A 24567-nucleotide genomic window follows, 5' to 3' on the forward strand; every position below is an offset into this window, starting at 1 on the left:
GTCGGCGGCTAGGCCGCCGGGATCCACCTTCCGCGGCTCGGGATTATTTGTCCAATGCATCCTTGTCATTCAGAGTATCCGTCCGGCGCATACCCGCGCCGCGCAGCGGGCGGCCCGCCGGCGCCGTGCGACGCGCGGGCAGGTCGGGCCGGCCCAGGGTGTGCGGGTCCTGGCCGGTCTGCACGACGCGCTCGGCGACGGCCTTGAGCTTGACGTTCAGGTTCTGCGAGGCGCGCACCAGCATGTCGAAGGCGCGGCCGTCGTCGATCCGGTGGCGCTCCATCAGGATTCCGGTGGCCTCGCCGATCACCTGCCGGGTCCGCACGGCATCGCGCAGCGAGTCGGCCGAGCGCGCGGTGTCCAGCGCGGCCGAGGCGTGCGCGGCGTAGATCTCCGCGCGTTCGATCACGGCGCCGTCGAAGGTCTCCGGCTTGCGCGAGAGCACGACGAGCGCGCCGCGCACCCCCGCCGAAAGGTGCAGCGGTACCGCGACCATGCTGCGTACGCCGAGGTCCGCGGCCTGGAACGCGAACGCGGACCGGAGGGACTCCTCGGCGAGGTCTTCGACGAGCACCGTCCGGCCCTCGGCCGCGGCCCGCACGTACGGGCCCTCGGTGAGTACGGCGCGGATCGCCTCGCGGTCCAAGCCCAGGTCATCGCTGAATGACGGGGTCTCCAGCACTCCGCGGCGCAGCACGCACACGGCGGCCGCTTCGGCGCCGGGGACCGCGTCGGGAGCCATGTCGGCGACCGCCTGCACGGTGTTCTCCAGTGAAGAGTGGCCCAGCAGCGAAGCCGAGGTAACGGCGAACTCGCGGGCGAGCCGGGTCGAGCAGTCGATGTCGGTCATCTCTCCTCCCTTCCTGGACCCCGAGTGCCCGTCTCAGCCGCCGATCATTCGTTCACCCCCTCCGACCTGCGAAGATCGGGCTCGAAACGCAGTTCCGCGGGCGGCGGGAGGAGTTCGAAGACGCGGCGGACGGCCAGGGAGGGATTGCGCACCGCAAGCCGGCAGCCGAAGATCGCGGCGGGTTCGAGCAGGGCGACGAGCGCGCGCACCCCGACGACGCCGATGAACTCGACTCCGGCGAGGTCGAGCGTGAGCCGGCGCGGCCGGTGCCCGAAGGCCGCCCACACCGCGTCGGACAGCTGCTCGACGGTGTTGAGGTCGATCTCGCCCCGAACCGTGAGCACCTGCAGGCCGGGATCGCGCGCTTCGGCGCGCAGCCGCGTCGTGAGCAGCCACGAGCGCACATGGTCGTATTCAGGGTCGCCCCCGACAAGAGATCCGGATGAATCGGACGCCATTGGTGTCGCTCCCGACACGTCTGCGTTCTTCCGGGCTCACTGTCGAACCGGGTTCATCATAGCCCGAGCCGCTCCCGCCCCGGCGAGACGCCGGGACGGGAGCGGGCGAATCAGGCCACTGATCAGCGCGCGACGGTCCACACGAAGGTGGCCGTGCCGGAGACTCCTTCCGTGTCCGTCGCGGTCACGGTCACCGTGTAGGTCCCGAGGGTCGTGCCGGTACCCGAGACCGTGCCGTTCGCGGCGATGGCGATCCCCGGCGGCAGGCCGGCGGCGGTGAACTTGAGGGTCTGGGACGGGTTGCTGTCCACGGCCTGCATGGCGAAGGAGACGGCCGAGCCCTGCGGGCTGCTGTAGCCGTACGGGTTCACGACTCCGACCGTCTCCGCGCCCGCCACACCGGAGTTCGCCGTGACGTTCGCGCTGACCGCGGTGTTCGCCGCGGATACGCCCGCGCCCGACGTGCCGGCCGCGACCTGCCCGGTCAGCTCCTGGCTCAGGATCGTCGCACCGGACAGCGGCAGGCTGGCCGAGGAGTCGCCGACCTTGATCGAGTACGTGCCGGCCTGCGCCTCCCACTGGTTGTCCGTCGCGGACCAGGAGGCCAGGTCGTGGATCGTCAGCGGGAAGGTGACGGTCGCGCTCTGCCCGGGGTTGAGCGTCACGCGATCGAAGCCCTTGAGCTGCTCCGGCGGGTCCTGGCTGGCCGCCGGGTCGCCGATGTACAGCTGGGCCACGTCCGCGCCCGCCACCGAGCCGGTATTGGTGATCGTCGCCGTCACCGTGGCCTGGCCGTTCGCGTTGAAGCTGCCGACGGACAGGTTCGAGAACGAGAACTTCGTGTACGAAAGGCCGTAGCCGAACGGGAACGCGGGCGTGATGTTCTGGGACTGATACCAGCGGTAGCCGATGTCCACGCCCTCGCTGTAGGTGACGCCGGTCGAGGTCCCCGGCCACTGCGCCGTGGTCTGCGCCGGAACCTGGCTGAGGCTGGACGGGAAGGTGACCGGGAGCTTGCCCGAGGGGTCCGCGGCGCCGAAGATCAGCGCCGCCGTCGCCGCGCCCGTCTCGCCGCCGCCGTACCAGTTCTCGAACACTCCGGCCACGCTGTTCAGCCACGGCATGACCACCGGCCCGCCGCTGTTGATCACGACGATCGTGTTCGGGTTGGCCGCGGCCACGTCCTCGATCATCGTCTCGTCCGTGCTGGACAGGTCGAGCGAGGCCAGGTCGCTCTCCTCGCCCTCCGGCAGGCTTACGTAGATGATCGCGTCGGTGGCGGCCTTGGCGGCCGCGACCGCGTTCGGGATGTCGGTGGTGCCGTTGTCGTCGCCCGCGGTGTAGGTCACCGTGACGTTCGACCCGACGGCGTTCTGGATCCCGGTGATCGGCCACACCGTGTTCGCGCTGTTGACGCTGCCGCTGCCGCCGCCGGAGAGTTCCACGCCGGCGCCGCCGTCCGTACCGATCACCGCGATCGACTGCTTGCTGGACGGGTTCGCGTTGAGCGGCAGGATGCCGTTGTTCTTCAGCAGCACCGTGCCCTCCTCGCCGAGCTGGAGCGCGGTCTGCTGGTGCGCCGGGGTGGAGACCGTGGCCGAGAGCGAGCCGCTCGGCGCGTTGTCGAACATGCCGAAGGCGAACAGCTGGGTCAGGACCTGGGCCACGCGCTCGTTGACGATCGCCGGGCTGATCGTCCCGGCCGTGAGCGCGGAGCTCAGGTTGCCGGCGTCGGAGAACGGCATCGCGATGTTCATGCCGCCCTCGCGCGTGGACACGGAGTTGCCCGCGCCGCCCCAGTCGGAGGTGACGAAGCCGCCGTAGTTCGCCTCCTGGTCCAGGCCGTTCTGCAGAAGCTGGGCGCTGGAGCAGGACGGGGCGCTGTTGACCACGGCGTAGGAGCACATCATCGAGGCCGGCGCCGACTGCTCGGCGGCCGTCTGGAAGGGCGTCAGGTAGAGCTCTTCGAGCGCCTGCCGGCCCACCGTCTCGTTGTTGCTGCCATTCGGGTACTGCTCCTGGTCGTACGCGGCGACGTGCTTGACCATCGCCATGACGCCCTGGCTCTGGATCCCGTCGACCTCGGCCGACGTGATCTGGCCGGCGAGGTACGGATCCTCGCCGTAGGTCTCGTAGGTCCGGCCCCAGCGCGGGTCGCGCACCAGGTTCGTCGTCGGGCCGAGCGAGACGGTCGCGCCCTTGCCGGCGAACTCGGCGCCCTTCGCGGCGCCCTCCTGCTCGATCAGCGTCGGGTCCCAGGTCGCGGCGTCGCTCTCGCCGTCGGGAAACGCCGTCACACCGCCGTTGCCGTCGCCGACCCCGGACGGGCCGTCCTCCATGTCGATCGCGGGAATGCACAGGTTCGGGATCGCGGCGACGTGGCCGATGTAGTTCGTGGTGCCGTCACCGGACAGCAGCGCGGCCTCCTCGGCCTGATCCATCGTGCCGAGCACCTGCTGCACCCGCTGGGCGACCGGCGCGGTCGAGCCGACCCACGGGCACGTCCCGTTGCCGCCGCTCCCGGTGCCGCCGGCGACCGGCGCGGTGGTCGTCAGGCCGTAGACGTCGAACTCGAAGATCGAGTAGCCGAACTGTGTGCCGCGCGCGGTGCCGTACATGCGCACGTAGCGCGCCGTCACCGAGACCGGGAACGTCTCGCTCCCGCCGGTGGCCGTGGTGGTGGAGTAGATCGACGTCCAGGTGCTTGCGTCGTTCGAGACCTGGAGCTGGAACGCCGATGCGTACGCGGTCTCCCACAGGATGCCGATGCTGCAGATCTGCTGCTTGGTGCCGAGGTCGACCTCCAGCCACTGCGGGTCGCTGGACGCGCTCGACCAGCGGGTGCCGGGGTCGCCGTCGACGGCGTCGGCCGCCGGGTAGTCGGTCGCGTCCTGCGTGGACGACGCGGTCGCGGGCTGGTCGAGCGCGAGGTCGTTGACGCCGCAGTACTCGGTCGCGCCGCCACCGCCACCACCACCGCCGCCGCCGCCACTAGTGCCCTGCGCGAAGCTCAGGTAGTGGAAGTTCCAGCCGTTCGAATCCTGGTCGACGGTGAGTGTCTGCTGTCCGGCGGAGAGGGTCGCGCTCGCCGTCACCGTGGTCCAGGTCTCGTACCCGCCGGTGTCCGGAACGGCGACAGCGCCGGTGAGATCGGTGCCCGACGAGTCGGCTATGTGCAGCGCGTCGGCGATCCCGTAGGGCGAGGAGACACGGAAGCTGACGGTGTAGACGCCCGCGGCCGCGACGTTGACCGTGTAGTCGAACCACTGCCCGCTCGTCGTCCAGCCCATGTCATAGCCGCCGCCGGCCGCGCTCGTGTCCTGCGTGTCGGCGGTGGTCTCAAGGTCGATGCCGTCGGACCGGTAGCTGTTGGCTGAACCGTTGGTCGAGGTGGCGTTGTACGCCACACCCTGACCGCCGGTGTCATAGTTCGCAACCTGGACCGTGCCCGGAACGGGCGCCGCTGTCCCGCCGAAGGGCTTACCGCTCCCCGATCCACCCGAGCCGCCACTCGAACTCAGCGTGAACGTCATGAAATGGAAGTTCCAGCCGTTCGAGTCCTGATCCAAGGTGAGCGTCTGCTGCCCGGCGGGCAGCGTGACGCTGGCGGTGACCGTGGTCCAGGTCTCGTACCCGCCGGTGTTCGGGACCGCGATCGAACCGCTGAGGTTCGTACCCGCGGAGTTCGCTATGTGCAGCGCATCGCTTATCCCGTAAGGCGAGGAGAGTCGCAGGGCGACGCTGTAGGTGCCCGCGGTCGCGACGTTGACCGTGTAGTCGAACCACTGGCCGCCGGTCGTCCATCCGATGTCGTACGCGCCGCCGGTCGCGGTCGTGTCCTGCGTGTCGGCAGTGGACTCTAGGTCGATGCCGTCGGACCGGTAGCTGTTCGCGGAACCGTTGGCCGAGGTGACGTTGTACGCCACACCCTGACCGCCGGTGTCATAGTTCGCCGCCTGCACGGTCCCCGGTACCGCAGCCGCGGTACCGCCGTACGGCGCACCGGCCGCCGCCTGAGCAGTGGTGGTCGTCCCCGCCAGGGACAGGGCGAACAGGGCGGCGGCCGCGAGGGCGGCCCGGAGCCGTGGGCGGCCGCGTGGTGGGAGAGGCCTCATTGCGTTTCCCTTCCAGGTTGCGTTGGGTCCTGCTGTGTCCTGCGCGCTTCCTCCCGCGCGGGCCGTGGGAGAGCGCTCTCCCGACAGGAGAGGTGTATGCCTGGCGCACGATGGCGTCAAGCCTCTGCGAAAGTTCCGGTACCTGGCGGGTTTAGCACGGCGAAGCACGGCAATCCGGAACCTGTTCCGAACCGAGGCACCACGAGGCAGTCACCGCCGACGGGCCGGCGGCCCGAGGGAGGAAATCAGAAGCATGAGCGCCTTGGCGACGGCGATCGTCGTGTTCATCATCATTCTCGCGGGCGCGGCGGCGTACCTGCGCTGGCAGGCACCGGGATTCACCGGGCACCTCCTGCCCTCCCGCCGATCGAGCACCAGGCAGCTGCGGGCCCGGTACGGCCGCGAATACGACCGGCTCTACGCGCAGCACGGCGACCACGACGCCGTGGAGCGCGAACTGAGCCGGCGCGAACGCGAGCGGGCCCGGCTGGAGATCAGGCCCCTCGATCCCGAGGACCGCGTCCGGCTGGTGGACGGCTGGACGGCGGCACAGGTCGGCTTCATCGACGATCCCGGCGACGCCACGCGGCGCGCCCAGCAGCTGATCGGCGAGGCGATGGCCCTGCTCGGCTACCCGTCGTCCGACGACCCCGAGCGCCAGCTCGGCCTCGTTTCGGTCGACCACGCGCACGCGCTCGCGGACTTCCGCGAGGGGCACGAGCTGATGCAGCGCTCGCACACGGGCTCGCGCGACGTGGACGCGACCGAGCAGCTGCGGCAGGCGATGCTGCGCTTCCGCGTGCTCTTCGACGATCTGGTCGGCGTCGGCGCCCGGGCGCAGGTGAGCACTCCGGCCAGGGAGAAGGTCGCCGCATGATCGAGCACGAAGTCACGAACGATCAAGTTTCGGATACCGCGTACGCCGAGCGGTTGAACGCCATCCAACTCGCCTTCATCGACGACCCGCGGCAGGCCGCACGCGACGCCGACGACCTCGTGGCCGAACTGCTGCGGGCCATCGCCGACGACATGGCCCGCCGTCGCGGCGAACTCGAAGCAGCTGACGACGAAGGCGCAAGCCCCGACACCGAGAACCTGCGACTCGCGGTCCGCCGCTCTCGCGAACTCGTCACGCTGCTCACGCAGTCCGATCTGAGTCCTCACCCCGCGACAATCGGTTGACGAGCTGCGTCAGCTGACCGCGCAGTGAGTCCGCATCGGTGACTGCCGATTCGACGATCGTGTTGGCGACGTCGTCGGCGAGCGCCGAGCGCAGTGCTTCCCGACCGGCGTCGGTAGCCTCGATCACGAGGCGGCGCCGGTCGGCGCCGTCCCGGGTACGGCGTACGTACCCGTCCCGTTCCAGGCGCTCGAGGACGCGGCGCATCGTCTGCTCCTCGACCCGGCACGCCGCGGCCAGCGAGCGCTGAGTGTGCGTGCCGCGGGCGAGGGCGTCGAGCGCGAGCAGGCCCGCGTGGGTCAGATGGCATTCGGCCAAGTGGGCGTTCCACTCGCGCTCGACCATCCGCGCAGCAGTGGACAGCAGCCGTCCCATCGACCACTGGGACGGCGATGCGCCGCCGCGGCGGACACCACCGTCATCGCCATCGTCACCGGGGCCTTCCATGGTCCATCAGAGTACGCGGCACGCAGCCGTGTTGCCTTGCGCGCTGCCGGGAGGGCACACTTAGGCGACTCGCATTACTAAGCATGCTCAGTAATAAGCTGGAGGCGTCGTGAGCCGGGCTCGTCGGTGGGGCGGATTGCTGTTCATCGCGCTGGGTGTCGCGATGATCATCGTGGACGTCACCATCGTGAACGTCGCGGTGCCCCAGGTCATCGAGCGCCTGCACATCACCTCCTCCGACGCGCAATGGGTCCAGGACATCTACACCCTTGTATTCGCCGCGCTGCTGCTCACCTTCGGCCGCTTCGGTGACCTCTACGGACGCAGGCGCGTGTTCGTGCTGGGCGCGCTGGTGTTCGCGGCCGCGAGCGTGCTGGCGGCGCGGGCGGGCTCGGCGCCGGAGCTGATCGCGGCTCGCGCCGTGCAGGGCGTGGGCGGCGCGATGATGCTTCCGACATCGCTGTCGATGATCAACGCCGGTTTTCGCGGGAAGGAGCGCGGCGCCGCGTTCGCGGTCTGGGGTTCGACGATCGGCGGCACGGCGGCGCTCGGTCCGCTGCTCGGCGGCTGGCTGACCACCACGTACTCCTGGCGGTGGGCGTTCGCGGTCAACGTGCCGATCGCGGCGGCGGTCCTGGTCGGCACGCTTGTGCTCGTCCCCGAGTCCCGCGGCGACGACGGGAGGCGCGGCGGCACCGACCTGCTCGGCGCACTCACCTCGGCGCTCGCGCTGACGTGCGTCGTATTCGGCCTGATCGAGGGCCGTGCGTTCGGCTGGTGGCACCTGCTCGGCACGGACGCCCGCATCGCCGGACTCACCTGGCGCGCGAGCATCTCCCCCGTGCCCGCCGCGTTCGCCGCGGGCATCCTGCTGGCCGTCGTGTTCGCCCTCGTCGAACGCCGCCGTGCCCGCCGCGGCATGAGCGTGCTGCTGGACCTGAACCTCTTCGCGATCGCCTCCTTCCGCAACGGCAACCTGACCGCGGGCATCGTCTCGCTCGGCGAGTTCGGCCTGCTCTTCGCGCTGCCACTGTGGTTCCAGAACGTACGCGGCTACAGCGCCTTCCAGACCGGCCTGGCGCTGCTGCCCCTCGCGCTCGGCAGCTTCGCCGCCTCCGGCTTCGGCGCCGTACTGGGCCAGAAGCGGGGGCCGCTCACCGTCGTGCGCCTGGGAATCGGCCTCGAACTCGCCGGCGTAGCCGCGGTCGGTGCCGTGGTGAGCCCGACCACGCCGTGGTGGGCCATCAGCCCCGCACTTTTCGTCTACGGCGCCGGCGTAGGCCTCGCCACCGCGCAGCTGACCGGCGTCGTCCTGGCCGAGATCCCCGTCTCCGCGGGCGGCCAGGGCTCGGGAACCCAGTCCACCACCCGGCAGATCGGCGCCGCACTGGGCGTCGCCGTCCTCGGCACAGTCCTCTTCACCACCCTCGGCCGAGACCTCCAGAACCGCCTAGCCGACCAGCACGCCCTCACCCCGGCCGGCGCCGCCGGCATCGTCACAGCCGTCAAGCAAAGCGCCGGCGCCTCCATCCAGGCCCTTCAGGCGACCTCGGCCACCGCCGACGCCGCGTCCGCGGCGAAAGCCGCCCTCAGCGACGCCACCCAGTGGACCGCCGCCACCGCCGCGGCCTTCCTCCTCCTCGGCCTCATCGCCTCCCGCCGCCTGGGCCCATCAACCGTGCCCGCACGTGACTTCGATGAGCAGTAGGCGCGGTCAGGCCGCGGCTCAATCGACCACCACGACCAGGTCGCCGGCCTCGACTGGCGTCGGGGCCGTGAAGGCGAGGCGGCGCACGACGCCGTCCACGGGCGAAGTGATCGCGGCCTCCATCTTCATCGCCTCGATCGTCGCGACACGGTCGCCCGCCGAGATCTTGTCGCCGGCGTGGACGAGCACGGTCACGACGCCCTGGAAGGGCGCGGGGAGCTGGCCGGGAACCGCCGGGTCGGCCTTCTCGGCGGCGGGCGCGTCGGCGGAGACGGAGCGGTCGCGGACGGAGACGGGACGCAGCTGGCCGTTGAGCGTGGTCACGACGGTCCGGTACCCGCGTTCGTCGGGCTCTGAGACGGCCCGCAGGCCGACCAGGAGCTGCACGCCCGGTTCGAGCTCGACGACGTGCTCCTCGCCCTGGCGCAGGCCGTAGAGGTAGTCGAGCGTCTCCAGGACCGACACGTCGCCGTAGCGCGACCGGGCCTCGGCGAACTCGCGGGCCGGGCCGGGGAACAGCAGCCGGTTGAGCGTCGTGCGGCGGTCCTGGTCGAGGCTCGCCTCGTCGGCCGGGTCGAGGTTCTCGGCGGGCGGCGTCCAGGGGCGGCCGGTGATCGCCTTCGAGCGGAACGGCTCGGGCCAGCCGCCCGGCGGGTCGCCGAGCTCGCCGTGCAGGAAGCCGATCACCGAGGCGGGGATGTCGTAGGACGCCGGGTCGGCTTCGAACAGGGCCGGGTCGGCCCCGGCGGCGACCAGGGAGAGCGCCAGGTCGCCGATGACCTTCGAGGACGGGGTGACCTTCGGGATCCGGCCGAGGATGTCGTTGGCCGCCGCGTACATCTCCTCGATCTGCTCGAACTTCTCGCCGAGGCCGAGCGCGATCGCCTGCTGGCGCAGGTTGGAGAGCTGGCCGCCGGGGATCTCGTGGCGGTAGATGCGCCCGGTCGGCGACGGCAGCCCGGATTCGAAGGGCGCGTAGACGCGGCGGACGGCCTCCCAGTAGGGCTCGAGCGCGTTGACGGCGGCGAGCGAGAGCCCGGTGGTCCGCTCGCTGAAGTCGGTCGCGGCCACGAGCGCGGACAGCGGCGGCTGCGAGGTGGTTCCGGCCATCGCCGCCGAGGCGCCGTCCACCGCGTCGACGCCGACGTCGATCGCGGCGAGCAGCGTGGCCAGCTGGCCGCCCGCGGTGTCGTGCGTGTGCAGGTGCACCGGCAGGTCGAAGCGTTCGCGCAGTGCTGATACGAGCGTGCGGGCGGCGGGTGCGCGCAGCAGCCCGGCCATGTCCTTGATCGCCAGGACGTGCGCTCCGGCTTCGACGATCTGCTCGGCGAGGCGCAGGTAGTAGTCGAGCGTGTAGAGCTTCTCGGCGGGGTCGGACAGGTCCCCGGTGTAGGACATCGCGACCTCGGCGACGGCGGTTCCGGTCGCGCGCACGGCGTCGATCGCGGGCCGCATCTGGGAGACGTCGTTGAGGGCGTCGAACACGCGGAACACGTCGATGCCGGTAGCGGCCGCCTCCTGCACGAAGACGTCGGTCACCTTGGTCGGGTACGGCGTGTAGCCCACGGTGTTGCGGCCGCGCAGCAGCATCTGGAGGCCGACGTTCGGCACGGCCTCGCGCAGCGCGGCAAGCCGCTCCCACGGATCCTCGGCCAGGAAGCGCAGCGCCACGTCGTACGTCGCGCCGCCCCAGCACTCGATCGACCACAGCTGCGGAGTCATCCGCGCGACGTGCCCGGCGACCGCGACGAGGTCGCGCGTGCGCACGCGCGTGGCCAGCAGCGATTGGTGGGCGTCGCGGAACGTCGTGTCCGTGACGGCGATGCCCTTCGCCGCGCGCAGTTCCGCCGCGAAGGCCTCCGGGCCGATCGCGAGCAGCCGCTGCCGGGTTCCGTCCGGGACCGGCGCCTTCGGATCGAGCTTCGGCAGCTTCTCGCGCGGCGCGGTGGTGGCCGGCGCCGCTCCGTGCGGCTGGTTGACGGTGACGTCGGCGAGGTAGCTCAGCAGTTTGGTGCCGCGGTCGCCGGAGGCGCGGGCGGTGAGCAGTTCGGGGTGGCTCTCGATGAACGAGGTGGTGATCCGTCCCGCGGCGAAGTCGGAGTCGTCGAGCAGCGCCTGAAGGAACGGGATGTTCGTGGCGACGTCGCGGATCCGGAACTCGGCGACCGCGCGGCGGGCCCGCCGTACCGCGTCCTCGAAGGTCAGGCCGCGGCAGGTGAGCTTGGCCAGCAGCGAGTCGAAGTGCGGGCTCACCTCGGCGCCGGTGAACGTGGTGCCGCCGTCGACGCGCACGCCCGCGCCGCCCGGTGAGCGGTAGGCGGTGATCACGCCGGTGTCCGGGCGGAAGTCGTTGGCCGGGTCCTCGGTGGTGATCCGGCATTGCAGCGCCGCGCCGCGCAGCCGCACGGTGTCCTGGCTCAGCCCGAGCTCCGCGAGCGTCGCGCCGGCCGCGATGCGCAGCTGCGACTGGACCAGGTCGACGTCGGTGACCTCTTCGGTCACGGTGTGCTCGACCTGGATGCGCGGGTTCATCTCGATGAACACGTGCTTGCCGTGCGTGTCGAGCAGGAACTCGACGGTTCCGGCGCACGTGTAGCCGATGTGACGGGCGAACTTCACCGCGTCGGCGCAGATCTGCGCGCGTAGCTCGGGGTCGAGGTTCGGCGCGGGCGCGATCTCGACGACCTTCTGGTGCCGGCGTTGCACCGAGCAGTCGCGCTCGAACAGGTGGATGACCTCGCCCGTCGCGTCGGCGAGGATCTGCACCTCGATGTGGCGCGGGTCGACGACTGCCTGCTCGATGAACACGGTCGGGTCGCCGAACGCGGCCTCGGCCTCGCGCATGCAGGTGCGCACCGCCTCGGCCAGCGCGTCGGGCGCATCGACGCGCCGCATGCCGCGTCCGCCGCCGCCGGCCACGGCCTTCACGAACAGCGGGTACGCCATGCCCTCGGCCGCGGCGACGAGCGTGTCGACGTCCCGGGACGGCGGCACGTCGGGCAGCGTGGGAATCCCGGCCTCCCGCGCGGCGGCGATCGCGCGCGCCTTGTTGCCGGTCAGTTCGAGCACGGAGGCGGACGGCCCGACGAAGGTGATGCCGGCTTCGGCGCACGCCTCGGCCAGCGCCGGGTTCTCCGACAGGAAGCCGTAGCCCGGGTAGACGGCGTCTGCCCCGGCCTTCACCGCGGCCGCGACGATCGTGCGCGGATTCAGGTAGCTGCGGACCGGATGCCCGCGCTCGCCGATCTCGTAGGCCTCGTCGGCCTTAAGCCGGTGCTCGCTGCGGCGGTCTTCGTACGGGTAGACGGCCACCGTCTTCGCGCCGAGCTCGTAAGCCGCCCGGAACGCGCGGACGGCGATCTCGCCGCGGTTGGCCACCAGCACCTTGGCGAACTGCCGGCCGGGCACAAGAGGAACGCTCACGTCGGTCCTTCGCTCGTCACAGCCGGGCGCGGGTCCGGCCTGAGGCTCACAAATCGGGATTCAAGCTTCGTGGTGTCCAATCCCGGGCGCCGGTACACCCGATCGGGAGGGTTTCGTGGATCATCGGGGCAAGCCGGGCGCGGGGGCTCGGCCGGCTGCTCGATATCCGGTCGGCGACGACCGGCGTGCGCGGATCGCCGCCCGACGGCGAGGGCCGAGGTGGGCAGTCAGCCGGCCGCCGACCCGGGCCGTTAGGCGGGCCGCCGACCCGGGCAGTTCGGCCGACCCCAGGACGGCCCGAGCCGAACGGGCCTCAGTGCGCTGCGAGCGGGCGCCAGTTTCCGCTGCGCGGGTAGTTCGCGAAGCCGAAGTTCAGCAGCGCCTCGGAGTCCGAGGTCACCACGGTCCAGCTGGGGTCGTCGAGGACCACGCCGATGACGTCCTCGCTGCCCTGGTACGCCTCGAACAGCAGGCAGTAGCCGGCGCCGTTGGTACTGCCGGTCTTGATGCCCTCGATGCCCGGGTACACGCCGATCAGCGGGTCGGTCGTGTTCCAGGTGAAGGCCGGGTGCTCACCGGAGACGGCGTCGACGTGATACGTGCTCAGCTTCACGATCGAGGCGATCAGCGGCACCTTCATCGCGGCACGGCCGAGCTTGAGCAGGTCGCTCGGCGTCGAGTACGTCGAGGTCTCGGTCGGGTCGGGAAGCCCGCTGAAGTCGGTGAAATGCGTGCTGGTCATGCCGAGGGCGGCGGCGGTCGAATTCATCTTCGCGATGAACCCGTCCAGCCCCGGCCCGTACGCCTGCGCCAGCGCGTAGGCCGCGTCGCAGCCCGAGGGGATCAGCAGCGCGTACAGCAGCTCGAGCGTGGTCAGCTGCTGCCCGGGCACGAGCCCGGCGGTGCTGGCGCCGTACTCGTTGTCGTACGCGGTGATGCCGGACGGCACCGTGACCAGCTGGTTGAGGTCCAGGCCTGAGGACTGCAGGACGACGAGGGCCGTCATCACCTTCGTGATCGAGCCCATCGGAACCTCGGTGTTCTCCGACTTGCCCCAGATCTCCGCGCCGGTCGCGGTGTCCTCGACCTCGTTGTAAGGAGCCGTGATGTTACCCGGCGAATGCGGCATCCTGAGGATATACGCGGGCGCGACAGGGTGGGCGGAGATGGCTTTCGTCGGCAGCGGCTTGAGCGCACTGGCCTCCGCAGGCGCCGCCGCCGCGAGCGACGTCCCCGCAAGGCTCACGGCGACACCCGCCGCCGTCAGAAGCCGACCGATCCCCATGGTTCCGTGCATTTGACCCCTCCGTACGTTCGCGAAAAGCGCTCTGAAAGCCGTGCATGACAGACCCCGTGGCGGCTGTGGGCGCGCCGCGTCAGATCCTCGCGGAGTCGATCCCCGAAAGCAATGCTCTGGGACGATGTCTTCATGAAGACGGCTCAGATTGCGCCGATCAGGCGGCGCGGGCGACGGCGTTTGCGATCCGCGCGGCGGCCTGTCCCGGCGTGAGGTGCGTCGTGTCGACGACCTCCGCCTCCGCATGCAGCCAGGTCCGGGCCGCCTCGGCGTAGGGCTCGAGGTACTTCAGCCGGAACGGCGAGTCGGGGCCGACGACGGTGTCCCCTGCGATGCGTCGGCGGAGAGTGCCCTGGTGGGCGTGGAGGACGAAGTGCCGCACCGGGATGCCGTGCGCGGCGAGGCCCGTCCTGATCTCACGCCAGTACTGCTCGACGAGGACGGTCATCGGCATCACGAGCGTGCCGCCGGTGTAGTCGAGGATCTGCCGGGCGGTCTCGACGACGAGCTGGCGCCATGGCGTCCAGTGCTGGAAGTTGTCCGTCTCCGGAAGCCCGGGCGTGATGTCCATGAGCATCTCCCCGACCTTCTCGGCGTCGAAGACCCGCGAGTCCGGAATCAACTCCTGGACGAGAGCACCGGTCGTCGTCTTGCCCGCCCCGTGGGTGCCGTTCAGCCATACGATCACGGGCCGACGCTAGCAGTGCGGGCGGATCGCTGACGGCCGGAGCACACTTGCGGGGTGGCACACGACGAGCACCGTGAAACCTCGGAAACCGTGACATTGCACATCTCATTGCCCGAACAGGTAGCGCAGGACCTGACCGCCCTGGCCGAGCTGTACCACGCGACGCCGGAGAGAATGATCGCGAGCTGGACCCGGTCGCACGTCGAGAACCTGATGGCCGGCCTGACTCCGGGCGGCGGCCAACCACCGGACCCCCTCGACGCACCCGACGCGTGACCGCGAGCCACGCCTTCGGCGGCACCCTCCTCGTCCGCGGGCTCGACGCCCTGTCCCGCCAGGCCGCGTGGCCGACCGATACCATGCGAGGTCAGTACCCACGAGCGGACAGGGACCGCGATGACGACCACCACGAGGCGGGTCCTGCCGCACCGCGTCGAGTTCGGCGGGCCGGCGGACGGGCCGCGCGTCGTGCTGGTTCACGGGCTCGGCGGGTCGCATGCGAACTGGGCGGCGCTCGGGCCGCTGCTGGCGGAGTCGACGCGGCCGGTCGCGGTGGATCTGGCCGGGTTCGGGTATACGCCGGGGACGGGGAAGACGGCGCGGGTGGCGGCCAACGCGCGGCTGCTCGAGCGCTTCCTGCGCGAGGAGGTCGGGGAGCCCGCCGTGCTGGTCGGGAACTCGATGGGCGGGATGATCTCGATCATGACGGCGGCGGCGCACCCCGAACTGGTCACGGGCGTCGTGCTGCTCGATCCCGTGCTGCCGACGTCGCCGGGGGCACGGCTCGACCCGGCCGCGATCGTCGGCATCGTCATCGCGCTCTTGCCCGTCCTGGGGCCGAGGGTGCTGGTTCGGCGGCGGGCCGCCGCGGGTGCACGGGAGCGCGCGCTCTCGACGCTGTCCGTCTGCTACGGGGATATCAGCCGATTGACCGATGAGCAGCTCGATGCCGAGGTCGGGCTCACCGAGTTCGCAGAGGCTGAGGGGCTCACGCCGGTCGCGGCGTACGTCGGCGCGGCGCGGTCGCTCGTGCTGCACGGCGTTCGTCCGCGGTATCGCCGCGAGATGGCCGCGATCAGCGCGCCGGTCCTGCTGCTGCACGGCACGCACGATCGGCTCGTCAGCGTCAGCGCTGCCGACACCGCCGCGCGCAAGCACCCGTCTTGGCGCTACCGGCGCCAGGACGGCGGGCACGTCCCGCACATGGAACTGCCCGTCGAAACCGCACGCACCATCACGGCCTGGCTCCAAGGAAAGGACGCGTGACCCATGCCCCGAGGCATCGGCGTAGGCGACAAGGCACCCGACTTCACTCTCCCGTCGGCCTCCGGCGAACCGGTCTCCCTGCATGACCGGATCGGCGAGAACGCCGTCGTGCTCTACTTCTACCCCAAGGACGACACCACCGGCTGCACGGCCGAGGCCTGCGCCTTCCGCGACAGCTACGAGTCGTTCACCGACCTCGGAGCCGACGTGATCGGCGTCAGCTCCGACTCCGTGGAGCGGCACGAGGCGTTCGCCGGCAAGCACAGGCTGCCGTTCACCCTCCTGAGCGACGCCGGCGGCAAGGTCCGCAAGCTCTACGGCGTGCCGAGCACGCTCGTCGTGCTGCCCGGCCGGGTCACGTACGTCATCGACCGCACGGGCACGGTGCGCCACACGTTCAACTCCATGATGAACTTCGGCGCGCACGTCACCGAGGCGCTCGAAGCCGTCCGCCGCTTGCAGGAAGAGAGCGCGTGACCTCTCGAACGACGATCCGAATTCGAGTGCTTGTCCGCACATAGCGCGAAAAAACCCTTGGACGCCGTCGCCGCCGTCACGCGACACTGAGAGCTCTGACGGCGGCCTTCCGCCAAATCCTGCGGGCACATCAAGGAGGCGGCGTGATGGGTGTTTCACGCGATGAAACGGGCGAGGAGAAACCGGACAAGGGTTCGGTGATGCTCGCCGTGCGCTATTACCGGCGCGAGATGACGCGGCTCTGGCGGCTCACGCTACCGGCCATGTTCGGGCCGGCGCTGGGCAACATCGGCATTCTCTACCTCGCGCCGCTGGTGGTCGCGCAGCTCGTCACCCGGATCACCGGGAACGCGCACCTGACCCTCGGCGCGGCGATTCCCTACGTGCTCGGATTCACCGGAATTCTGCTGATCTCCGAGGTGCTCTGGCGCATCGGGATGCATTTTCTGAACCGGCTCGACGCGCTCGGAATCGAGCACTTATACGTGGTCGGCCTGGACGAGCTGTTCGCGAAGGACGCGGCGTTCTTCCACGACAACTTCGCCGGCTCGCTCACGAAGCGGGTCGTGAGCTTCGCGTCCCGGTTCGAGCAGACGGCCGACACGCTGGTGTTCGAGGTCGTGGGCAACTTCGTGCCGCTGGCCTTCGGCTCGGTGGTGCTGTGGCGCTACGACCCGTGGCTGGTCGCCCTGCTGCTGGGGATGATCGCGATCACGGGCGCGGCCGTGGTGCCGATCATCCGGCACCGCCAGGCGCTGGTGGATCTGCGCGAGGCGGCCAACGCGCGGGTGGCGGGGCACGTCGCGGACAGCCTGACGAACATGGACACGGTCCGGGCCTTCGCCGCCGAACGGCGGGAGGCCGCCGAGCACCGCAGCCGGGTCGCGGAGGCGAAGCGGCTCTCGGTGCGCTCTTGGGACTACAGCAACCTGCGGGTCGACACGGTGATCGCGCCGATGTCGGTGCTGACCATCGGCCTCGGGCTGCTGCTGGCGGTCGTGCTCGCGACGCGCGGCCAGGGAGTGGCGGCGATCGTGGTCGTCTTCTCCTACTACTCGAGCGCGACGCGGATCATGTTCGAGTTCAGCCGGATCTACCGCAACCTGGAAAGCGCGATGACCGAGGCCGCGCAGTTCACGGCCCTGGTGCGCACGCCGCCGACGGTGCTCGACCCGGTGACGCCCGAGCCGCTGCGCTCCGGGGCCGCCGAGATCCGCTTCGAGCGGGTGACGTTCGGCTACGGCAGCGGCAAGCCGCTGTTCGACGGGCTCGATCTCGCGGTGCCGGGCGGGTCGCGGATCGGGCTGGTGGGCCGCTCCGGCGGCGGCAAGAGCACGCTGACCAAGCTGCTGCTGCGGCTGACGGACATCGACGGCGGCAGGATCCTGATCGGCGGCCAGGACATCCGCGACCTGCGCCAGGCGGACCTGCGCAGCCAGATCGCGTACGTGCCGCAGGATCCGGCGATGTTCCACCGGACGCTGCGCGAGAACATCGCGTTCGCCCGGCCGGGCGCCACCGAGGCCGAGATCCGCCGAGCGGCCGAGGCCGCGCACGTCGCCGAGTTCGTCGAGGCGCTGCCGGACGGCTACGACACGATGGTCGGCGAACGCGGCGTGAAGCTCTCCGGCGGGCAGCGCCAGCGCGTCGCACTGGCCCGGGCCATCCTGCGCGACGCCCCGATCCTGCTGCTGGACGAGGCGACCAGTGCGCTGGACTCGGAGAGCGAGATCCTCGTCCAGGAGGCGCTCTGGCGGCTGATGGAGGGGCGCACGGCCCTCGTGGTGGCGCACCGGCTGAGCACGGTCGCCGGCATGGACCGCCTCGTCGTCCTCGACCGCGGCCGGATCGTCGAGCAGGGCACGCACCACGAACTGCTGGACGCGAAGGGCGCGTACGCGAAGCTCTGGCGGCACCAGTCGGGCGGCTTCCTGAGCGAGGAGACGAGCGAAGACGCGAGCAAGGAGACCAGCGAAGACAGCAGCGAAGACACCAGCGAGGAGGCGAGCGAGGCGGTCGGCGCCACGGTCTGAATGCGGTCGGCGCCACGGTCTGACTCGGCTCCCGGCGCCTGACCGCGGTCGGCGTCACGGTCTGGCTGCGTCTGCCTCCGGCGCGACCGCGACGAGAAGCACGGGTGGCCGGCACGATTGCGTGCCGGCCACCCGCTCGTGCGCTGCCGCCTATGTGCACGTCGTCCCGTTGACGGTGAAGGCCGTCGGCGCGGCGTCACTGGATGTCCAGGTTCCCTGGAATCCGAAGCTCGTGTTGCCGCCTGGTGCGATCGAGCCGTTGTAGCCGGCGTTGGTCACGCTGACCGCCGCGCCGGATTGGGTGTACGAGCCCTCGTTCCACGCACTGGTGATCTTCTGGTCGCCGCCGAAGGTGAAGCCCACGGTCCAGCCGCTGATAGTCGTGCTTCCGGTGTTGTCGATCGCCACCGATGCGGTGAAGCCGCCGGACCACTCGCTGTTCTTCGTGTAGACGACGTGGCAGGCGAACCCGGTCGCGGACGTCGTCGGGGTCGAACTCGCCGTGGCGGAGGCGGTCGACGAAGCGGAGGCAGACGCCGTAGCCGTGGCCGTCGCCGTCGAGCTCGCGGTGGCCGTGCTCGAGGCGGACGCCGAGGCGGTCGTGGTACTCGTCCCGCTCTGGACGCCCATCATGATCCCGCGGCCGTTGGTGCCCACGTAGACGCGGCCGTAGACGTTGAGGTCGCCGGTGATCGCCGCGCCGATGTTGCCCCACTGGTGCGCGTTGTCGTTGATCCGCGTCCAGGTCGCGCCCTCGTCGTCCGAGCGGAAGACGCCCTGCACGCCGTTGACGGTCGCGATCGAGTAGAGCGCGAGGTAGCCGCCGGTGGTCGCGGACTTGCCGAAGCCCAGGTTGACGGCCGCGGAGACGCTGCCGAGCTGGGTGAAGCTCGTGCCCTGGTTGGTCGAGTGCCAGATGCCCGAGCTTCCGGTAGACGATCCGCCGGTCACCCAGACGTCGCCCGCCACGCCCGGCAGGGCCTTGATGTACACGGTGCCGGTGGACGGCAGCCCGGTGGCGGCCGTCGCGGCGAAGGTCGCGCCGCCGTCGGTGCTGACGTAGAACGTGCCGGCCGAGTAGCCGTAGTACACCTTCGGATTCACCCGGTCGGAGGCGATCACCGCGCCCGCCGGGATACCGCTCGACGCGGTCCACGAGCTGCCGTAGTCGGTCGAGTGGTACACGCCGGTGCCCGCCGGGCTCCAGACGACGCTGCTGCCGTCCGCCGCGATCGCCGCGTGCCCGCCGCCGGTGACGCCCGGCGGCTCGGTCGAGGCCTGCCACCAGCTCGTGCCGCCGTTGGTGGAGAAGCCGATCCGGTTCACGCTCGGATTCGAGGTCTTGTCGATGTCCCCGGTACGCACGATGTCGGACGCGTCGAGTCCTGCGTAGTCGATGCTGTCGCCGCTGGAGAGGTTCGGCGCGGTGTACATCATCGACGGAACGCTGGTCAGCGACGTGTGCACGAAGCCGTCCAGATCGCCCAGCGCCGAGAGCAGCGGCGCTCCGCTCGGCGGGCTGATCAGATCATTGACGGCGGTCTCCTCGAGCCCGCTGACGAACGGCTGGATGGTGAACGTCGTCCCGCTGTCCCAGTTGGTCAGGTTGGTCGTGCCGAACAGCGTCGCGCCGGTGCCGAAGAACATCCGGTTGCTGTTGAACGGGTCGATCGCCAGGCCCTCGGTCATCCAGCCGAGCTTCGGCGACTCGACCGGCTCGGCCGTCGAGCTCCCGAACGTCAGCCAGGGCGTCGCGGAGATGTTCATCGTGTACGCGTCGGAGCGGTTCGGGTAGCTCGTGTAGCTCCACGCCGATTTCCACGTCGCGCCGCCGTCGGTGCTCCGGTAGACGAAGGTGTCCGGCCACCAGGAGCTGTAGCCCGTCACCATGATCGTGTTCGGGTGCTCCGCGTCGATGGACAGGCCCGAATAGCCGAAGTAGTCCCCTGACGTGTTCGACGACGGGACCGGGCTGATCTGCGTCCACGTGCCGGTGGACAGCGCGTACTTCCACACGTCGCCGGACGAGCCGTCGTAGGGGCCGCCCTTGTTGCTGGTGGTGATGTACAGGTAGGAGCCGCTCGGGTCGACCTCGCCCTTGTGCGCCAGGAAGCCGGTCGGCTGGCCGGCCACGCGGGACCACGTGGTGCCGCCGTCGGTGCTCTCGTAGACCGTGTTCTGCAGGTCGGCGACGCCCACGAAGATCGTCGGGGTGGCGCTGCCCGAGGTGCCCGAGGCCTTGTCGAACGCGACCCAGGTCACGCCCTGGTCGTCGGCGAGGTAGCCGGTCGTGTCGGTGGAGTCCTGCACGTAGTCGCCGACGTTCGGGAAGCTCGTGACCTGCGACCAGGTGACACCGGAGTCAGTGGACTTCCACAGTCCGTGCCCGCTCGGCGTGCCGAGGTAGAGGATGTTGTCGTCGTTGGGGTCGACGGCCAGCCGCTCGCCCATCCCCCGGCCCGGCATGTTCCCGCCGAGCTTGAACGGCAGCGTCGTCTCGCTCCACGTGCTGCCCTGGTCCGACGAGCGCAGAATCGCGCCGTCGTTCGGGTCCCAGGAATTCGTGTACATTCCCGCCGCGACCCAGACCTTGTTCGTGTTGATCGGGTCAGCGGCCACCGAGACGGCGCCCATCAGGTTCCAGTTGGCCTGGCCGACCCAGTCCATCAGCGGGGTCCACGAACTCGAGCTCTGATTCCACCGGTAGACGCCGCCGATGTCGGTGCGGGCGTAGGCGATGTTCGCCGCGCCCTGGTCGAAGACGATGTCGGGAACGAATCCGCCGCCGCCGATCGGGACGTTGCTCCACGTGTAGGCGGTGGAGGCGGGGGTGGCCGCCGCGGCCGGGCTGGCCGCGGCCTGGACCAGCAGCGGCGCCGCGGCGGCGGCCAGCGCCGTGGCCGCGGCGGCGAACCCGCGGGCGGCGCGGCGCCCGGGCAGCAGCGCCCGCGGCGCGGAGATGCGAGGGATACGCACGTGCATAGGTGGTCGTCCGCCCTTTCGAAACAGCGAGGGAAGGGCGCGTCGGACGCTGCGCGCAGCACGCTGACGCCGCGGCGGCACATCGTCGAAGCGCTTCGATTACCGGTGCGAACCGCACGGTAGAGTCGATGCCGGACTTCGGCAACGAGCCTTATGAAATTTCAGCCCAACCCGGCGATGACGTGCCGGTATTCGGATTTCGACAGCCGTCCCGCCGAAATGCCGCCGACGGCTCTCCGGCGGCACGCAGCAGTTGCCCGCGATCGGCCGGGCGACGAGGTCCCGGAGAACGGCCTGCGCAGGTGGCCAAGCGCTTGATGCGGTGATCGCTATACTGGCCGGTGGTGTGCCGGGAAGTCTGGTCGGCTCGGGAAGAACCTCGCCGGATCGGCTTGGGGGCCCGGTGGACTCGAGAGGTGCCCGCGTGCGCGAAGCCGGAATCGTGGTGGCACTGGTGGTGGCGAGCACGCTGGTGGCCACGTACGCGAATCGGTGGCGGGTTCCGGCGCCTTCGGTGCTCGTGGTCTTCGGCCTTCTCGTGGCGCTGATCCCCGGGGTTCCGGCCGTGCGTACGACGCCGGAGCTCATCAGTCTCGTCGTGCTCCCGCCACTGCTCTACGCCTCGGCTCAGGACATCTCCGCGCGGGAACTGCGCGATATCTGGCGTCCGGTGGCGGCGCTGGCGCTGGGCTTGGTGCTGGCCACCGCCTTCGCGATCGGCGGCATCGCGCTCTGGGTCACATCGCTGGCCGCGCCGATGGCGTTCGTGCTCGGGGCGGTGCTCGCGTCCACCGACCCGGTCGCGGTCACCGCGCTGGGGCGCAGGCTTCCGCTTCCGCCGCGCATTCAGGCGCTCGTGCAGACGGAGAGCCTGTTCAACGACGCGACCTCGCTGGTGCTCTTCCAGGTCGCGGTCGGCGTCGCCGTGGGGACGGACGGCGTGAACCTGCTCGCGGCGTCGGGCCGGTTCGTGGTGCTCGCCGGCGGCGGGATGGGGGTCGGTGCGGCGCTGGCGCTGTTGGTCATCGCGCTACGGGCCCGAACCGCCGATCCGATGCTGCAGACGGTGATCGCGCTGGTCACGCCGTATGCCGCGTACGTGCTCGCCCAGGGCGCCGGGGTCTCCGGCGTCACCGCCGTCGTCGTCGCCGGGGTCGTGGTCGGCAGCGCGGGGCACCGGGTCACCGACGCGCGCATCCGCCTGCAGGTGCACGCGGTGTACGGCGTCATCGTCTTCCTGCTCGAATCGGTGGTGTTCGCGCTGATCGGCCTGCAGCTGCCCACGTTCGTGCGCGACCTTCCGCCGGGCACCTCGTGGTGGCCGCTGGAGGCCGCCGCGCTGGCTGGGGCGCTGATCGTGGTGCGCGTGGCGTGGATGCGGCCGACGGTCGCGCTCGCGGCACCCACCCGCGGGTATCCGGCCTGGCCGCTGGCGCGGGTGATGGCCTGGGCCGGCACGCGCGGGGTGATGCCGCTGGCCGCCGCCCTGTCCATCCCTCTGACGGCTGACGGCGGTGCGCCGCTGACCGATCGGCCCCTGGTCCTGGTGCTCACGACGACCGTGGTCGCGATCACGCTGACGGTTCAAGGCCTGACTCTCGGCCGCGTCGTGCGCAGTTCGGGCCTGGCCGTCGATCCGGAGCTTCTCGCCGCGCAGGAAGCCGAGGTGCGCACCTCGCTCGACGAGGCGGCGCTCGAATTCCTCGACAACCTCGGCGACGGCATACCGCCGCAGGTGGTCGATCGGCTCCGCCGCCGGTACAACGCCCGGCTGGGCGGCCACGAGGACGGCGCGTGGCCGGTCGGCGATTTCGCCCGGCTGCAGCGGGCGGTGATCGACGTGCAGCGCGCGGAGCTGCGCCGGCTGTACGCCGACGGCCGGATCAACGACGCCGCGCAACGGCGGTTCACCCACGAACTCGACCGCACCGAGAACGGCATCGTGCGCTGAGCCGGCGGCGCCGCCGCGCGCCCGCGTGCTCGAACAGGGTGAATCGCAGAGTTCTGCTTCCTTCGGGCGCCGGGAGCCGGCCGTCACCAGGGTTTCTGCGTCGCGAAGAAGCGCTGCCAGAACTCGAACCGGGCGGCCTCGGCGACCGGCTCGGGCGCGAACTTCTCGCCGAAGCGCATCACGGTGCCGCTGCCCGGGACGTACGGCGGCCAGTCGGGCAGGCCGGGTCCGTTCGGGTTGCCGGTGGCGATGAAGTTCGCCCAGTACGACGTCATGGTCTCGGAGACGCGGCGGTCCTCGTAGCTCCAGCGGGGATCGTCGGGGTCGAGGTTGCCGAACACGAATTCGATCTCCGAGCCGTGGCCCGCGCGCCTTGTGCCTCCTGCGCCGTTGAGCGGCGGCGCGGGGTACGCCCAGAGGTAGGTGTAGAGCGGCTTGGTCGCGTGCCTGGTCCACTCGGCGCCCCACAGGTACGTCGAGACGCGGGCGTTGTCACGGGCGGCCGCGGCGGCGGAGCGGGCCGCCTGGTCCTCGTCGTCGGCCGGGTAGAGGCGGAAGAACTCCTCGGTCATCGGGCCGAACCTGCGCTCGGCGGCGGCGACGAAGTCCGCGCGCGTGACGTAGACCGGCGGCGCGCCGGGGCGGAACGTGCCGGCACCCGCTCGTCGGTACTCGGCGAACGCGGCGTCCGGAACGGCGCCGCTCTCGTCGAGGTTGTTGCCGGCGATGTAGAACACGTCGTTCTGCTCGCCGAGCGCGTACGTCTCCGCGTACCCGTGCGGGATGACGTAGCCGTCGACGACGGGCCGGAACAGCGGGGGCTTGGCGACGCTGAGCGAATCGACCGCGTCGTCGACCGCGGCGTGTCCGTCGACGAGCTTCTGCCAGGGCAGCTTGCGCAGGCGGCGCAGCCCGCCGCCGCCGTGCTCCCTGACGTAGCGTTCGCCGGCCTGTTCGGCGTCGGCGAGCGCGCGGTACGAGGTGGACAGGTAGCGCAGTTCCGGGTCGGCGGAGTAGCGCGCGTGGCTCTGCACGATCGACCGGTGGAACAGGCCTCGGGCCAGCGGCGACATGGACAGGAAGTTGACCGTCCCGGCGCCCGCGGACTGGCCGGCGACGGTGACCCGGGACGGGTCGCCGCCGAAAGCCGCGATGTTGCGCTGCACCCACCCCAGTACGGCGATGCAGTCCAGCAGGCCGTAATTGCCGGACGCCTCGTGGCCGGATTCGGCGCTCAGCTCGGGCGTGGACAGGAAGCCGAAGACGCCGAGGCGGTAGTTGAAGGTCACCACGACGACGCCCTTGCCCGCCAGCCGTTCGCCGTCGTAGCGCGGGTTCGCGCCGGTGCCCGCCCGGAACAGGCCGCCGTAGATCCAGACCAGGACCGGCAGGCGCTCCGATTCGTCCCTGGCGGCGGTCCACACGTTGAGGCTCAGGCAGTCCTCTGACAGCGGCAGGTCGATGCCGGCCGCGACGCGGTCCTGCGGCGACTGCGGGCACATCGGGCCGAAGTGGGCGGCGTCGCGCACGCCGGTCCACGGCTCTGCCGGGCCCGGCGCGCGCCAGCGCAGGTCGCCGGTCGGCGGAGCCGCGTACGGGATGCCGCGGTAGACGGTCACCGACCGGTCCCGGCCGGGGATTCCCTGCAGGAGACCGGTTTCGATGTCCAGCGGGCTGTGCATCAGTTCCTTC

At 70.8% G+C, this 24567-nt stretch carries 17 protein-coding genes; 8 read left to right on the forward strand and 9 right to left on the reverse strand.

Features of this window, described 5'->3' with window-relative positions:
- Positions 1 to 43: 43 nt before the first annotated feature.
- From KDK95_RS10165 to KDK95_RS10175, 3 genes are all read right to left on the reverse strand, one after another.
- On the reverse strand, positions 44 to 850 hold the full coding sequence (locus tag KDK95_RS10165; RefSeq protein WP_212517819.1) for a GAF and ANTAR domain-containing protein: 807 nt from the start codon (positions 848 to 850) through the stop codon (positions 44 to 46).
- 44 nt (positions 851 to 894) lie between these two features.
- On the reverse strand, positions 895 to 1308 hold the full coding sequence (locus KDK95_RS10170) for an STAS domain-containing protein (RefSeq protein ID WP_212517820.1): 414 nt from the start codon (positions 1306 to 1308) through the stop codon (positions 895 to 897).
- 122 nt (positions 1309 to 1430) lie between these two features.
- Complete coding sequence (locus KDK95_RS10175; RefSeq protein ID WP_212517821.1) at positions 1431 to 5423, reverse strand: glycoside hydrolase family 3 C-terminal domain-containing protein; 3993 nt, start codon at positions 5421 to 5423, stop codon at positions 1431 to 1433.
- 253 nt (positions 5424 to 5676) lie between these two features.
- On the opposite strand from KDK95_RS10175, the gene KDK95_RS10180 reads away from it, so the two are divergent.
- Together KDK95_RS10180 and KDK95_RS10185 are read left to right on the forward strand one after the other, a co-directional pair.
- On the forward strand, positions 5677 to 6300 hold the full coding sequence (locus KDK95_RS10180) for a hypothetical protein (protein WP_212517822.1): 624 nt from the start codon (positions 5677 to 5679) through the stop codon (positions 6298 to 6300).
- Entirely contained in the window at positions 6297 to 6605 is a 309-nt protein-coding gene (locus KDK95_RS10185) for a hypothetical protein (protein WP_212517823.1), read from the forward strand. The genes KDK95_RS10180 and KDK95_RS10185 overlap by 4 nt, the downstream gene beginning before the upstream one ends.
- On the opposite strand, the gene KDK95_RS10190 is transcribed toward KDK95_RS10185, so the two are convergent.
- Complete coding sequence (locus KDK95_RS10190; protein WP_212517824.1) at positions 6562 to 7050, reverse strand: MarR family winged helix-turn-helix transcriptional regulator; 489 nt, start codon at positions 7048 to 7050, stop codon at positions 6562 to 6564. The genes KDK95_RS10185 and KDK95_RS10190 overlap by 44 nt on opposite strands.
- A 109-nt stretch (positions 7051 to 7159) precedes the next feature.
- Here KDK95_RS10190 and KDK95_RS10195 point away from each other — a divergent pair, with 109 nt between their 5' ends.
- Complete coding sequence (locus KDK95_RS10195) at positions 7160 to 8758, forward strand: MFS transporter (protein ID WP_212517825.1); 1599 nt, start codon at positions 7160 to 7162, stop codon at positions 8756 to 8758.
- An 18-nt stretch (positions 8759 to 8776) separates the two neighbouring features.
- Here the strand turns inward: KDK95_RS10195 and KDK95_RS10200 are convergent, their stop codons facing one another.
- The 3 genes from KDK95_RS10200 to KDK95_RS10210 form a co-directional block, all read right to left on the reverse strand.
- Complete coding sequence (locus tag KDK95_RS10200) at positions 8777 to 12181, reverse strand: pyruvate carboxylase (RefSeq protein ID WP_212517826.1); 3405 nt, start codon at positions 12179 to 12181, stop codon at positions 8777 to 8779.
- A 313-nt stretch (positions 12182 to 12494) separates the two neighbouring features.
- Positions 12495 to 13478, reverse strand: coding sequence for a D-alanyl-D-alanine carboxypeptidase family protein (locus KDK95_RS10205; RefSeq protein WP_212517827.1), 984 nt, complete (start codon positions 13476 to 13478; stop codon positions 12495 to 12497).
- 157 nt (positions 13479 to 13635) lie between these two features.
- Positions 13636 to 14166, reverse strand: a complete 531-nt coding sequence (locus tag KDK95_RS10210) for a P-loop nucleotide/nucleoside kinase family protein (protein WP_212517828.1) — start codon at positions 14164 to 14166, stop codon at positions 13636 to 13638.
- A gap of 54 nt (positions 14167 to 14220) precedes the next feature.
- Between KDK95_RS10210 and KDK95_RS10215 the strand changes: the two genes are divergently transcribed.
- From KDK95_RS10215 to KDK95_RS10230, 4 genes are all read left to right on the forward strand, one after another.
- Entirely contained in the window at positions 14221 to 14442 is a 222-nt protein-coding gene (locus KDK95_RS10215; RefSeq protein ID WP_212517829.1) for a hypothetical protein, read from the forward strand.
- A gap of 120 nt (positions 14443 to 14562) precedes the next feature.
- Complete coding sequence (locus tag KDK95_RS10220; protein WP_212517830.1) at positions 14563 to 15432, forward strand: alpha/beta fold hydrolase; 870 nt, start codon at positions 14563 to 14565, stop codon at positions 15430 to 15432.
- A 3-nt stretch (positions 15433 to 15435) separates the two neighbouring features.
- Positions 15436 to 15909 (forward strand): peroxiredoxin, encoded by a 474-nt coding sequence (locus tag KDK95_RS10225; RefSeq protein ID WP_212517831.1) that lies wholly within the window; start codon positions 15436 to 15438, stop codon positions 15907 to 15909.
- 146 nt (positions 15910 to 16055) lie between these two features.
- A complete protein-coding gene (locus tag KDK95_RS10230; RefSeq protein WP_212517832.1) occupies positions 16056 to 17942 on the forward strand; it encodes an ABC transporter ATP-binding protein in 1887 nt (628 codons plus the stop codon).
- 150 nt (positions 17943 to 18092) lie between these two features.
- On the opposite strand, the gene KDK95_RS10235 is transcribed toward KDK95_RS10230, so the two are convergent.
- Complete coding sequence (locus KDK95_RS10235; protein WP_212517833.1) at positions 18093 to 20924, reverse strand: cellulose binding domain-containing protein; 2832 nt, start codon at positions 20922 to 20924, stop codon at positions 18093 to 18095.
- A 424-nt stretch (positions 20925 to 21348) separates the two neighbouring features.
- On the opposite strand from KDK95_RS10235, the gene KDK95_RS10240 reads away from it, so the two are divergent.
- The gene (locus KDK95_RS10240; protein ID WP_212517834.1) at positions 21349 to 22875 is read left to right on the forward strand and encodes a Na+/H+ antiporter; all 1527 of its coding nucleotides are present in this window, start codon (positions 21349 to 21351) and stop codon (positions 22873 to 22875) included.
- 83 nt (positions 22876 to 22958) lie between these two features.
- On the opposite strand, the gene KDK95_RS10245 is transcribed toward KDK95_RS10240, so the two are convergent.
- Positions 22959 to 24557 (reverse strand): carboxylesterase/lipase family protein, encoded by a 1599-nt coding sequence (locus KDK95_RS10245; RefSeq protein WP_212517835.1) that lies wholly within the window; start codon positions 24555 to 24557, stop codon positions 22959 to 22961.
- Between the last annotated feature and the right edge of the window lie 10 nt (positions 24558 to 24567).

It is taken from the genome of Actinospica acidithermotolerans (genome assembly GCF_018139625.1).
GTDB lineage: Bacteria > Actinomycetota > Actinomycetes > Streptomycetales > Catenulisporaceae > Actinospica > Actinospica acidithermotolerans.

Bases quoted from the DNA above. Each gene is read 5' to 3' on its own strand.
- KDK95_RS10165 (WP_212517819.1), bottom strand. From the start codon at position 850: ATGACCGACATCGACTGCTCGACCCGGCTCGCCCGCGAGTTCGCCGTT.
- KDK95_RS10170 (WP_212517820.1), bottom strand. From the start codon at position 1,308: ATGGCGTCCGATTCATCCGGATCTCTTGTCGGGGGCGACCCTGAATAC.
- KDK95_RS10175 (WP_212517821.1), bottom strand. From the start codon at position 5,423: ATGAGGCCTCTCCCACCACGCGGCCGCCCACGGCTCCGGGCCGCCCTC.
- KDK95_RS10180 (WP_212517822.1), top strand. From the start codon at position 5,677: ATGAGCGCCTTGGCGACGGCGATCGTCGTGTTCATCATCATTCTCGCG.
- KDK95_RS10185 (WP_212517823.1), top strand. From the start codon at position 6,297: ATGATCGAGCACGAAGTCACGAACGATCAAGTTTCGGATACCGCGTAC.
- KDK95_RS10190 (WP_212517824.1), bottom strand. From the start codon at position 7,050: ATGGAAGGCCCCGGTGACGATGGCGATGACGGTGGTGTCCGCCGCGGC.
- KDK95_RS10205 (WP_212517827.1), bottom strand. From the start codon at position 13,478: ATGCACGGAACCATGGGGATCGGTCGGCTTCTGACGGCGGCGGGTGTC.
- KDK95_RS10220 (WP_212517830.1), top strand. From the start codon at position 14,563: ATGACGACCACCACGAGGCGGGTCCTGCCGCACCGCGTCGAGTTCGGC.
- KDK95_RS10225 (WP_212517831.1), top strand. From the start codon at position 15,436: ATGCCCCGAGGCATCGGCGTAGGCGACAAGGCACCCGACTTCACTCTC.
- KDK95_RS10230 (WP_212517832.1), top strand. From the start codon at position 16,056: ATGGGTGTTTCACGCGATGAAACGGGCGAGGAGAAACCGGACAAGGGT.
- KDK95_RS10235 (WP_212517833.1), bottom strand. From the start codon at position 20,924: ATGCACGTGCGTATCCCTCGCATCTCCGCGCCGCGGGCGCTGCTGCCC.
- KDK95_RS10245 (WP_212517835.1), bottom strand. From the start codon at position 24,557: ATGCACAGCCCGCTGGACATCGAAACCGGTCTCCTGCAGGGAATCCCC.